Source organism: Mycobacterium sp. NGS26, assembly GCF_059813025.1.
Genome location: NZ_JCALDU010000004.1, coordinates 484,735 through 495,426, shown reverse-complemented (window position 1 = coordinate 495,426; position 10,692 = coordinate 484,735). Strand labels below are relative to the sequence as shown.

Below are 10,692 nucleotides of genomic sequence, written 5' to 3'. Positions count from 1 at the left end.
GGATCGAAAGTTTTGTCAATTATGACAAAACTGCGGTCGCCCAGGTGCCGGTGATGCCTGCTCGCAGCGATTCGAGCGCCCTGTGCGACATCCGCGCCAACTCGCCGAGCGATCGATCCTCGCCGACCATCCAGGCTTCCATGGCGCCGAAGACACCCGCCGCGATGCAGCGTGCGGTCACCGTGATGCGTAGCCGCGCATCGGCCGTCAGATCCGCCGGGCAGCTACGCCTGCGCAACTGGGACTCGATGGCGTCGGCCAGGTCGGCCTGGACATCCCGAATGTGGCGGACGATGCGTCCCTGGTCGAGGTCGCCGCCCCGCAATGCGGCGATTTTCGTCACGGCCTCAACGTCATACGGAAACGCGAAGATGGCCGTCTGGACGGAATCGATAACCGGCTCGTCGACCGGCCTGGCATCGAGCGCCGCGCGAAACCACGTCAGGCCGGTGTAGTCGGCAAACAGCAATTCGTGCTTGGAGCCGAAATGCCGATAGAAGGTGCGCAGCGACACCCCGGCGTCCGCGGCGATCTGTTCGGCCGAGGTCTCCTGCACGCCCTGGGCCAGGAATCGCACCATCGCGGCCTGGATCAACTTCTCCCGGGTGCGCTCGCTGCGCGCCGTCTGCGCCGGCCGGACCATGGCAGTAAGGTACCCCATCGGTTATGTCATTATTGACAAAACTTTGGGAGGCGGTGAGACTTCGGCCATGGTCTCGCTTCTCGTGCATGCGGTTCTCGGTCTCTCCGTCATCGGCTGGATCGTCGCGTCGAACGCCGGCGTGTTCGCCCGGCCGGCGGCCGGCCCGTTTTTCTCGCCGCTGGAATGCGTGTATTACGTCGTCGGTATCGCGTCCGTGGCGCTGGGCTGGTGGTTCAACATCCATTTCGTGCAGCAGTACTCGGCCGGCTCGACGAACCCCATCTGGGGGCCCGGCAGCTGGTCCGACTACATCCGGCTGATGTTCACCAACCCGGCCGCCAGCTCGGCCAGCCAGGACTACACGATCGCGAATGTGATTCTGCTGCCGCTGTTCACCATCGTCGACGGCTATCGCCGCGGGTTGCGGCGCCCCTGGTTGTACTTCGTGTCCAGCCTGTTCACCAGCTTCGCGTTCGCGTTCGCGTTCTACTTCGCCACCATGGAGCGGCAGCGCCGCCACGAACGGGAGACGGTGCCCGCCTAGGGCTCGAGCACCTCGGTGCCGACGAAGGGCACCAGCGCGTCGGGAACCCGCACGCTGCCGTCGGGCCGCTGGTGGTTCTCCAGGACCGCCACCAGCCACCGGGTGGTGGCCAGGGTCCCGTTGAGTGTGGCCGCGATCTGCGGCTTGCCGTTGTCGTCCCGGTACCGGGTGGCCAGCCGGCGCGCCTGGAAGGTGGTGCAGTTCGACGTCGACGTCAGCTCGCGGTAGGTGCCCTGCGTGGGAACCCATGCCTCGCAGTCGAATTTGCGCGCCGCCGAGGAACCCAGGTCGCCCGCGGCCACGTCGATCACCCGGTACGGCACGTCGATGAGCGCCAGCATCTCGCGCTGCCAGCCCAGCAGCCGTTGATGCTCCGCCTCGGCGTCGCCGGGCTCGCAGTAGACGAACCCCTCGACCTTGTCGAACTGATGCACCCGGATGATGCCGCGGGTGTCCTTGCCGTGGCTGCCGGCCTCGCGGCGGAAACACGTCGACCAGCCCGCGTAGCGCAGCGGGCCGGCGGACAGGTCCAGGATCTCGTCGGCGTGATAGCCGGCCAACGGCACCTCGGAGGTGCCGACGAGGTAGAGGTCGTCGGCCTCCAGCCGGTACACCTCCTCGGCGTGGGCGCCCAGGAACCCGGTGCCGGCCATCACCTCCGGGCGCACCAGCACCGGCGGGATCATCGGCACGAACCCGTTGTCGACGGCCAGCCGCAACGCCAGCTGCAACAGGCCCAGCTGCAACAGCGCGCCCCGGCCGGTCAAGAAGTAAAACCGCGAGCCGGACACCTTGGCGCCGCGCTGCATGTCGATGAGGCCCAGCGCCTCGCCGAGTTCCAGGTGGTCCCTGGGGTTTTCGATCGCCCTGGGCTCGCCGACGACGTCGAGGACGTCGAAGTCGTCCTCCCCGCCGGCCGGGACACCGTCGACGATGACGTTGGAGATCGCCATGTGCGCGGCGGTGAACGCCGCCTCGGCCTCGGCCTGGGCGGCTTCGGCGGCCTTCACCCGCTCGGCGAGCTCCTTGGCGCGGGCCAGCCTGGCCGGCCGCTCCTCGGCCGACGCGGCGCCCACGCTCTTGCTGGCGGCCTTCTGCTCGGCGCGCAGCGCGTCGGCCGCCGTGATCGCGGCGCGGCGGTTCGCGTCGGCCGCCAGCAGGGCGTCCACCAGCTCCGGGTCTTCGCCGCGGCTGCGCTGGGAACGGCGGACGGCGTCGGGGTCCTCGCGGAGCAGCTTCAGGTCGATCACGGCCTGAAGACTACTTTTGGCCCGACACCGGCGTCGGACCGAGTGCGCGATACGGCATCACATCAGCAACATTTGTCACGCCCCTCGGTGGGCCCTGTCAGAATGGAGCCGATGTTGGATACGCCCGAAGCGCCCGAAGCGCCCGAAGCGGACCAGCCGGCGGGCGGGTTCCGGTGGCCGCGGTCCCTGCAGGCGACCGCGACCCGGCGGGCGCTGCTCCTCTTCGCGCTCGGCGGCCTGCTGATCGCCGGGCTGGCCACCGCGATCCCGGTCGGCGGCAGCGGGCCGGGGCGGCTGGCCGGCTACCTCAACAGCAACCCGGTGCCCAGCACCGGAGCCAAGAGCGACGCCGCATTCAACCGGGCCAAGAGCGGCGATTGCCTGATGTGGCCCGACATCACGCCGGAGTCGGCGGGCATCGTCAACTGCGCGGACGACCACAAGTTCGAGGTCGCCGAGTCCATCGACATGCGCACGTTCCCCGGCTCGGAGTACGGGCCCTCCGCGGCGCCCCCGTCGCCAGCGCGCATCCAGCAGATCAGCCAGGAGCAGTGCGAGGCCGCGGTGCGCCGCTACCTCGGGCCCAAGTTCGATCCCAACAGCAAGTTCAGCGTCAGCATGCTGTGGTCGGGGGACCGGGCCTGGCGCCAGTCCGGCGAGCGCCGCATGCTGTGCGGCCTGCAGCTGCCCGGGCCGAACAACCAGCAGGCCGCGTTCAAGGGCAGGGTCGCCGACGTCGACCAGTCCAAGGTCTGGCCCGCCGGCACCTGCCTGGGCATCGACACGGCGACCAACCAGCCCAACGACGTTCCCGTCGACTGCGCGGCCCCGCACGCGATGGAGATCACCGGCACGGTCAACCTGGCCGAGAAGTTCCCCGGCCCGCTGCCCGCCGAGCCCGAGCAGGACGGCTTCATCAAGGACTCGTGCACCAGGATGACCGACGCGTTCCTCGCGCCCGTGAAGTTGCGCACCACCACGCTGACGCTGATCTACCCCACCGTGTCGCTGCCCAGCTGGCAGGCGGGCAGCCGCGAGGTCGCCTGCAGCATCGGCGCCAGCCTGGGCAACGGCGGCTGGGCGACGTTGGTGAACCACGCCAAGGGGCAGCTGCTGATCAACGGTCAGCCGCCGGTGCCGCCGCCCGACATCCCCGAGGAGCGGCTCTCGCTGCCGTCGATCCCGGTTCAGGTTCAGGCGCCGGAGCCCACCTCCCAGCCCAACGCCATCCCGCCGAACAACCAGCACCTGCCGCAGCAGCCGGTCGTGACGCCACCCCAGGCGCCGGCGTCGCAGGCCCCGGCCACCCAGCCGCCCGAAGCCCCGCCGCCACCGCCGGCCCCGGAGGCGCCACCGCCACCACCACCCGCCCCGGAGGCGCCGCCGCCACCGCCGGCTCCGGAAGCGCCACCCGCACCACCGCCGCCACCCGCGCCGGGAGGCTAGCCGGTGGCCGTGCGGATGGATCCGCAACGGTTCGACGAGTTGGTCTCCGACGCGCTCGACCTGATCCCGCCCGAGCTGACGGCCGCGATGGACAACGTCGTCGTGCTGGTGGCCGACCGCCACCCCGAGGACACCGGGCTCCTCGGCCTGTACGAGGGCGTGGCGCTGACCGAGCGCGACTCCGACTACGGCGGGTCGTTGCCCGACGCCATCACCATCTACCGCGAGGCGCTGCTGGACGCGTGCGACTCCGACGACGAGGTCGTCGAGGAGGTCGCGATCACGGTGATCCACGAAATCGCCCACCACTTCGGCATCGACGACGACAGGTTGCACGAACTGGGCTGGGCGTGACGACGGCGTCCGATCCGCGAGCGTCCGCCCGGGCGCGGCATCCCGAATTTGTCCGGCGTCGGTGCTATGAACGCGTTATGAGCGCTGACTGCCGCGACTGCCGGGCGGGACTAGATCACTGCCACGGCACCATCATTCGCCATTGGCTGCGCCGGTCGGAGTGCACCGAGCCCGGCTGCGTCAGCCCCGAGCTGTTGCCGCACGCGTTCGTCATCGACTGCGACGCCGTCGGCTGCGGCTGCACCGAGGAATCGGTCCCGCTGGCCGTCTGAGCGCCGGGTCAGCCCATCGGGTCGGTGCTCGACCGCACCGCGTCCTCGACGGGGCTGGCGTCGGGCTGCGGGTAGAACGGCGGCGTCAACGTTCCCCACCGCAGACAACTCCACCGCCCGTCGGTGATCGGCGCCAACACCACCGACTCGGCGTTGTCCAGGTGGTTGTCCAGCGCGAAGTTGGCGTCCACCCCGGCCAGCACCGCGGACGCCAGCCGGATCGCCGCACCGTGGCTGACGACGACGATGTCGCCGTCCCAGTCGTCGTCGTCGAGGTAGCGCATCCGCAGTTCGGTGAGCACCGGCACGTAGCGGTCCAACACCTCGCTGCCGGTCTCGCCGCCGGGCAGCGGCACGTCGAGCTCGCCGTGATGCCACCGGTCGTAGATCGCGTTGAACTCCGCGACCGCGTCGTCGTCGCTGCGGTTTTCCAGCTCCCCGACCTGCACCTCATGGATGCCGACGACCTCGTGGGCCGCCACGTCGAGCGCGGCGCCGATCACCGCGGCCGTCTGCGACGCCCGGGTGGCGATCGAGTGCGTGAGCATCGCCGGCCGCCCGGCGCCGAGGGCGAACGCCCGGGCCTGGTCGCGGCCCTTCGGTGTCAGCTCGGCGCCCGGCAGCCGGGTGTCCAGCCTGCGCTCGACGTTGCCGTAGGACTGGCCGTGCCGCACCAGCACCAGACGACCGCTCATGAGTCGAAGTCCTGCTCCGGTTTGCCCGCCCGCAACCGCGCCAGCCACCGCGACGCCTCGTCGGCCGGCGGCGGCAGCACGCCGGCGGCCGCGCCCGTCGGCCAGGAACCCAGGTATCGCACACTGGCACAACGACGGTGCAGCGCCTTGAGTGCCTCGGCGACGGCGTCGTCGTCGATGTGGCCGACGCAGTCGGCGAAGAACAGGTAGGTGCCCAGCTCGGTGCGGGTCGGACGGGATTCGATCCGGGTCAGGTCGATACCGCGGATGCCGAATTCGGCGAGCGCGCCCAGCAGCGCCCCGGGCACGTTGTCGACGCTCAGCACCACCGACGTGCGGTCGGCGCCGGTGCGGGCCGGCGGCGGGCCCGGCAGACCGGCCAGCACGAAGCGGGTGCGGGCGTTGGGTTCGTCGACGACGCCGTCGGCCAGGACGTCCAGCCCCCAGCGGGCGGCGGCCAGCGGCGAGGTCACCCCGGCGTCGGCGTTGCCGTCGGCCACCTGTCGCGCGGCGTCGGCGTTGGAGTAGGCCGGCCGCAGCTCGGTCCCGGGCAGCCGGGCGGTGAGCCAGTGGCGCACCTGGGCCGCGGCCACCGGGAACGCCGCGACCGTGCGCACGTCGGCGGCGCCCCGGCCCGGCTTGACGACGATGCTGAACGCCACGTCCAGCGTCGTCTCGGCGAAGACCTGCAACGGCGACCCGATGGCCAGGCTGTCCAGGGTGGCCATCACCGACCCGTCGATCGAGTTCTCGATGGGCACGCACGCGTAGTCGGCATCGCCGTTGCGAACGGCGTCCAGCGCCGCCGGCGTGCTCTCGATCGGCAGTTGCCGCACGGGCTCCGGCCCCCGGTCGGGAACCAGTCCGGCCGACGTCATCTGGACCAACGCCGCCTCGGTGAAGGTCCCCTCGGGACCCAGATATGCAATGCGGACCACGCTCCAACCCTAACGGCGGCCACCCCGAAACAAGGGTTGCGTCGCCCACGCATGTAAGTTAACTTAGCCTTACCTAAGCCAATGGGAGAACGATGTTACCGCAGACCAGCGCCGCGCCGACGACCGCCGAACGCATCCGCAGCGCCTGCACCCGGGCCGGCGGCGCGCTCCTGGCCATCGAGAACGGGGACGGCCGCGACGGGCCGGTCGCCACGCCGGTGCATCACCTGCTGCACGACGGGTCCTTCGCCGTCGCGCTTCCGGCCGACCGCGACGCCGCGCGGGTCGACGGGTCGCAGGCCCTGCTCGAGCTGACCGACTACGCGCCGCTGCCGCTGCGCGAACCCGTCCGCTCCCTGGTGTGGGTCCGCGGCCGGCTGCGACGGGTGCCACCGGGCGCGGTGCCGAAGATCCTCGACCTGATCGCCACCGAGTGCCCGGACCCGGCGCTGCTGCAGGTCGATACACCCCGGTCCGCGCCGCCGGACGGGACGGAGGCCCGGTACCGCCTGCTGCGGCTCGAGATCGCGTCCGTGGTGGTGGCCGACGCCACCGGCGCCGAGGCCGTCGGCGTCGCGGACCTGCTCGCGGCCCGCCCCGACCCGTTCTGCGAGATCGAGTCGAACCTGCTGTGGCACTTGGACAATGCGCACGGCGACGTCGTCGCGCGACTGGTGTCAAGGCTGCCGGCGACGCTGCGCCGCGGACGCGTCCGCCCACTGGGGCTCGACCGCTACGGGGTGCGGTTCCGCATCGAGGGCGACGACGGCGACCGCGACGTCCGGTTGCCCTTCCACAAGCCGGCCGACGACATGCCCGGGCTGAGCCAGGCGATCCGGGTGCTGATGGGCTGCCCCTTCATCAACGGGCTGCGCGCCCGCCGGTAACCGGCCCGCGACGCCACGTACGTTATCCGGGTGAGCGGCGACAGATCCCCGGAGCGGCCGGAGCCGCGGCGTCCGGAACCGCCGCGTCCGGAGCCGCCGCAGGTGATTCGTCGCCACACCGCGTCGCCGACGGCCGAGACGGTGCCGCTGCGCCGGGCGCCCACGCAGGTGCCCCCGCCGCGTCCCGTCGCGCCGAGGGCACGACGCAGGCGCCGCTGGGGCCGCAGGGTGGCGCTGCTCCTGCTGATCGGCGCGCTACTGGCCGGCGCCGGCATCGTGGGCGGGGCCGCCTGGTTCGACAGGACGCTGCGCCGCGAGGCGGTGCTGACGGACTACGCCGACCGGCCCGCGGCCGGCCGCGGCACCAACTGGCTGCTCGTCGGGTCCGACAGCCGCCGGGACCTGACCGCCGAGCAGCAACAGGACCTGTCCACCGGCGGCGATGTCGGCGCCGGCCGCACCGACACCATCCTGCTGGTGCATGTGCCGTCGTTCGGTTCGAGCACGCCGGCGACGGTGGTCTCGCTGCCGCGCGACTCCTACGTGCCCATCCCCGGCCACGGCAAGGACAAGATCAACTCCGCGTTCGTCATGGGCGGCGCGACCCTGCTGACGCAAACCGTCGAGCAGGCCACCGGGCTGCGCCTCGACCACTACGTCGAGATCGGATTCGCCGGTTTCGCCGCGCTGGTCGACGCGCTCGGCGGGGTGACCGTGTGCCCGACCGCGCCGGTCAGCGACCCGTTGGCCGGCATCGACCTGCCGGCCGGCTGCCAAAAGCTCGAGGGCCGCAACGCGCTCGGCTACGTCCGGTCCCGCGACACGCCGCGGGCGGATCTGGACCGGATGATCAACCAGCGGCAGTTCATGTCGGCGCTGCTGCACCGCGCGTCGAGCCCGTCGGTGTGGCTGAACCCGTTTCGCTGGTACGCGATCGCGCATGCCGCGGCCGGCGCCCTGACCGTCGACCGGGGCGACCACGTATGGGACCTCGCCCGATTGGGCTGGGCGCTGCGCGGGTCCCCCACCTCGGTGACGGCGCCGATCGGCGAGTTCGGCAGCGGCGACGCGGGCGCGGTGGTGGTGTGGAACCACGACGTGGCGGGCAAGCTGTTCGACGCGCTGGCCGCCGACGCCCCGGTGCCCGCCGAGGCGCTCGACGGACAGCGGTAACGGCTTCCGAGCGCCCGATTCAGTCGCCGACGCTGCGGGCGTGCTGCAACCAGGCTTTCGTGCGGCCCGGGTGGTGCGTGGCCAGCCAGGCCACCCCGACGTCCCGGCAGAAGTCGATGTCCTCGTACTCGTCGACGTTCCAGCAGTACACCGCCCGGCCCTGGGCGATGGCGCGGTCGACGAGTTGCGGATATTCCTTCAACGCCGCCAGCGACGGCCCGACGGCGGTGGCGCCGACGGCGGTGGCGGCGCTGCTGGCCAGATAGCGGGCGTTCCGTCCGAGCAGCACCGTCGGCAGCATCGGCGCGGCCCGCCGGATCCGCCAGACCGCGGCCGCCGAAAACGACATCACCACCGCGCGCGAGCGGTCGGCCGACGCGGGCGAGGCGATGCCGAAGCGGTGCAGCAGCGCCAACAACTTGCTCTCCACCAACGAGCCGTACCGGACCGGGTGCTTGGTCTCGACGAAGAGCTTCACCGGCCGGTGCCAGTCCAGGACGAGGCCGACGAGCATGTCCAACGTCAGCAGGCCGGTGTCGCCGTGCGCGCCGTCCGGGCGCCAGCTGTCGTGCCACGCGCCGTATTCCAGCTCGCGCAGCTGGGCCAGGGTCATGGTGCTGACCAACCCCGCCCCCGTCGACGTCCGGTCCAGCCGACGGTCGTGCACGCAAACCAGGTGGCCGTCGCGGGTCAGCCGCACGTCGCATTCGACGCCGTCGGCGCCCTCCTTGAGCGCGAGATCGTATGCGGCGAGCGTGTGTTCGGGGCGGGCGGCCGACGCGCCGCGGTGGGCCACGACAAAGGGGTGCCCGGCGAGCACCTCGTCGGCCCATGTCATACCGCTATGCTGCCGGTTCCTGCCCCCGCAACTCAACCTGACCCGCGTCCTCGGGGTCCACCACGACCCAGCGATGCGCGGGCCGTTCGACCGGTTTGCGCACGAAGCCCTCGAACACCCGGGCCGCGGCGGCCACGGTGACCGCCGCGAGCAGATACGCGAACACCATCATGACGGTGTTGTCGGCGATGCCCTGCGCGTCGGTGGCGAAGCTGGAGACCATCGCGAAGGTCGAAACCGTGTAGCTGGCGACCCACGCGATCCACCACACCAGGATCGGTCTCTTCAGCCGGTGGTAGTGCTCCTCCATCGTCGCCAGCTCGATGACGAACACCGGCGCCCACAGCAGGTTGGCCAGCGGCACCACACAGCCGGCCCACAGCGCGCGCACGGAGCGCGGCTCCGGCATCCGATGGTGCGAGAACACCGCGGCCCGGCGCGCGATGAGCCAGCGGATCAGCATCACCCCGGCGGTGATCACCGCCGCGAGCGCCGCCACGCTGGCCAGGATCCCGAGCCAGTCGGCCGCGACGGCCACCACCGTGTTCAGCAACGTGTTCCGGTTGACGATCAACAGCACGTACCGCACGACGTACACCAGGGCCGCGATGCCGAGCACCAGCACGCCGACGAAGATGCTGGTGCGCACCGACGCGACCGATGGCCCTGTCAGCGTTGGGGTTTCGGCCCCCGCGGGGGCCTGCTCGACGCGGTCGGCCAACCCCCAGCGCGGGATCACGGTGTAGCGCGGGGTGGGCCCGAGGGGCCGTCGCCGGCGCCGCGCGGGCGGTGCGGCACCGGGGCGCACCGCGATCCACCGGAAGCCCGGCGGCAGCCGGGGCGGGGTGCGCTGCCACCCGGCCGGCCGCGGCGGCGCCGGCGGGACACCGCGGGTGCCCCACTGTGGGCCGGCGGGGGGCGGATCCGCCAGGGGCGCCATCAGCGCGCCGCGACAGCGGGGGCACCATTCGCGCCGCCGGTCGCGCACGTTCCACCGAGTGCCGCACTGGGAGCACGCCTGGATCACCGGACCAGCGTAGCTCCGGCGGCGAGCCGGGCCGGCGGCGCGGACCGGGTGCGCCGCGAGGCGTCCGCAACGTGAACGATCGCTTGAGGCTATCCACAGTTTCCACAGGTTTATCCACACCGGTCTTTCGGGTACAAACGCCATCTGCACTGCCTCAGCCGGTGCACCCGGGCCGCGACTGTGGATAACACCGGGTGGTTTCGGCGCGCTATCGACAGCCCGGCACGGGGTCCGAGCGAAATGGATTGCCCAGCTAAGCACCCGCGACCGCGGCGGGCGGGTGCGCCCGCCGCGTTTTTCATGCCCGCCGCGACGCGTTATGATCGCCATCACGAAAACGTCGTTGTGACTCACCTCACTGGAGGCGGGTGAACGTGCTGGTGGAAGGCGATTGATGGCCACGCATTCGTTCGGTCCGGGATCATCGGGCCCCTCGAACTCGTATTCCGGCTCGCCCACCTGGAGCCATAGCTACAGCGTCGCGTGCCTGCGGGCCGGCCTGATCGCGCTGGCATTACTGGCGGTTCTCGCCATCATCGTCTTGTCGTGACGTTTCGCCGAACGGATATCGGGGTTACCGGCTACTAGCCGTTTCTTGCGGCGGGCGCGCTCATGGAGCAGGGTT

At 71.4% G+C, this 10,692-nt stretch carries 12 protein-coding genes and 1 pseudogene; 7 read left to right on the top strand and 6 right to left on the bottom strand.

All coding sequences use genetic code 11. From position 1 onward, the window contains the following. Positions 1-19 precede the first annotated feature (19 nt). The gene (locus AC5Y6X_RS16735) at positions 20-643 is read right to left on the bottom strand and encodes a TetR/AcrR family transcriptional regulator (protein WP_499987627.1); all 624 of its coding nucleotides are present in this window, start codon (positions 641-643) and stop codon (positions 20-22) included. 67 nt (positions 644-710) lie between these two features. Here AC5Y6X_RS16735 and AC5Y6X_RS16730 point away from each other — a divergent pair, with 67 nt between their 5' ends. Next, complete coding sequence (locus AC5Y6X_RS16730; RefSeq protein WP_499987625.1) at positions 711-1,187, top strand: DUF2834 domain-containing protein; 477 nt, start codon at positions 711-713, stop codon at positions 1,185-1,187. Here AC5Y6X_RS16730 and serS read toward each other — a convergent pair. Beyond that, positions 1,184-2,437 carry a serine--tRNA ligase gene (serS, locus tag AC5Y6X_RS16725; RefSeq protein ID WP_499987624.1) on the bottom strand — a complete coding sequence of 418 codons (1,254 nt, stop codon included), beginning with the start codon at positions 2,435-2,437 and terminating at the stop codon, positions 1,184-1,186. The two genes, AC5Y6X_RS16730 and serS, sit on opposite strands and share 4 nt — an antisense overlap. Positions 2,438-2,548: 111 nt before the next feature. Between serS and AC5Y6X_RS16720 the strand changes: the two genes are divergently transcribed. The 3 genes and pseudogenes from AC5Y6X_RS16720 to AC5Y6X_RS16710 all read left to right on the top strand — a co-directional run bounded on the left by AC5Y6X_RS16720 (position 2,549) and on the right by AC5Y6X_RS16710 (position 4,509). Next, entirely contained in the window at positions 2,549-3,883 is a 1,335-nt protein-coding gene (locus AC5Y6X_RS16720; RefSeq protein ID WP_499987623.1) for a septum formation family protein, read from the top strand. A 3-nt stretch (positions 3,884-3,886) separates the two neighbouring features. Further along, a pseudogene (locus tag AC5Y6X_RS16715) lies at positions 3,887-4,318 on the top strand (metallopeptidase family protein). Then, a complete protein-coding gene (locus tag AC5Y6X_RS16710) occupies positions 4,315-4,509 on the top strand; it encodes a hypothetical protein (protein WP_324675891.1) in 195 nt (64 codons plus the stop codon). Before AC5Y6X_RS16715 ends, AC5Y6X_RS16710 begins: the two are co-directional and overlap by 4 nt. Positions 4,510-4,517: 8 nt before the next feature. Here the strand turns inward: AC5Y6X_RS16710 and AC5Y6X_RS16705 are convergent, their stop codons facing one another. Next, entirely contained in the window at positions 4,518-5,204 is a 687-nt protein-coding gene (locus AC5Y6X_RS16705) for a histidine phosphatase family protein (protein WP_499987622.1), read from the bottom strand. Further along, complete coding sequence (gene pheA, locus AC5Y6X_RS16700) at positions 5,201-6,142, bottom strand: prephenate dehydratase (protein ID WP_499987620.1); 942 nt, start codon at positions 6,140-6,142, stop codon at positions 5,201-5,203. The genes AC5Y6X_RS16705 and pheA overlap by 4 nt, the downstream gene beginning before the upstream one ends. A gap of 92 nt (positions 6,143-6,234) precedes the next feature. Here pheA and AC5Y6X_RS16695 point away from each other — a divergent pair, with 92 nt between their 5' ends. Then, positions 6,235-7,029, top strand: a complete 795-nt coding sequence (locus AC5Y6X_RS16695; RefSeq protein ID WP_499987619.1) for a DUF2470 domain-containing protein — start codon at positions 6,235-6,237, stop codon at positions 7,027-7,029. Positions 7,030-7,059: 30 nt separating this feature from the next. Continuing rightward, positions 7,060-8,202, top strand: coding sequence for an LCP family protein (locus AC5Y6X_RS16690; RefSeq protein ID WP_499987617.1), 1,143 nt, complete (start codon positions 7,060-7,062; stop codon positions 8,200-8,202). Positions 8,203-8,221: 19 nt separating this feature from the next. On the opposite strand, the gene AC5Y6X_RS16685 is transcribed toward AC5Y6X_RS16690, so the two are convergent. Beyond that, the gene (locus AC5Y6X_RS16685; RefSeq protein WP_324675881.1) at positions 8,222-9,040 is read right to left on the bottom strand and encodes a glycerophosphodiester phosphodiesterase; all 819 of its coding nucleotides are present in this window, start codon (positions 9,038-9,040) and stop codon (positions 8,222-8,224) included. Positions 9,041-9,044: 4 nt separating this feature from the next. Then, positions 9,045-10,067: a DUF4328 domain-containing protein gene (locus tag AC5Y6X_RS16680; RefSeq protein ID WP_499987615.1), complete on the bottom strand. Its 1,023-nt coding sequence runs from the start codon at positions 10,065-10,067 to the stop codon at positions 9,045-9,047. A gap of 394 nt (positions 10,068-10,461) precedes the next feature. On the opposite strand from AC5Y6X_RS16680, the gene AC5Y6X_RS16675 reads away from it, so the two are divergent. Further along, entirely contained in the window at positions 10,462-10,617 is a 156-nt protein-coding gene (locus tag AC5Y6X_RS16675) for a hypothetical protein (RefSeq protein WP_499987613.1), read from the top strand. Positions 10,618-10,692: the final 75 nt, after the last annotated feature.

What these genes read in the sequence shown, in the direction of transcription:
- AC5Y6X_RS16710 (WP_324675891.1), top strand. Translation starts at nt 4,315, where the DNA reads ATGAGCGCTGACTGCCGCGACTGCCGGGCGGGACTAGATCACTGCCAC.
- AC5Y6X_RS16730 (WP_499987625.1), top strand. Translation starts at nt 711, where the DNA reads ATGGTCTCGCTTCTCGTGCATGCGGTTCTCGGTCTCTCCGTCATCGGC.
- AC5Y6X_RS16735 (WP_499987627.1), bottom strand. Translation starts at nt 643, where the DNA reads ATGGTCCGGCCGGCGCAGACGGCGCGCAGCGAGCGCACCCGGGAGAAG.
- AC5Y6X_RS16675 (WP_499987613.1), top strand. Translation starts at nt 10,462, where the DNA reads ATGGCCACGCATTCGTTCGGTCCGGGATCATCGGGCCCCTCGAACTCG.
- AC5Y6X_RS16720 (WP_499987623.1), top strand. Translation starts at nt 2,549, where the DNA reads ATGTTGGATACGCCCGAAGCGCCCGAAGCGCCCGAAGCGGACCAGCCG.
- AC5Y6X_RS16705 (WP_499987622.1), bottom strand. Translation starts at nt 5,204, where the DNA reads ATGAGCGGTCGTCTGGTGCTGGTGCGGCACGGCCAGTCCTACGGCAAC.
- AC5Y6X_RS16685 (WP_324675881.1), bottom strand. Translation starts at nt 9,040, where the DNA reads ATGACATGGGCCGACGAGGTGCTCGCCGGGCACCCCTTTGTCGTGGCC.
- AC5Y6X_RS16695 (WP_499987619.1), top strand. Translation starts at nt 6,235, where the DNA reads ATGTTACCGCAGACCAGCGCCGCGCCGACGACCGCCGAACGCATCCGC.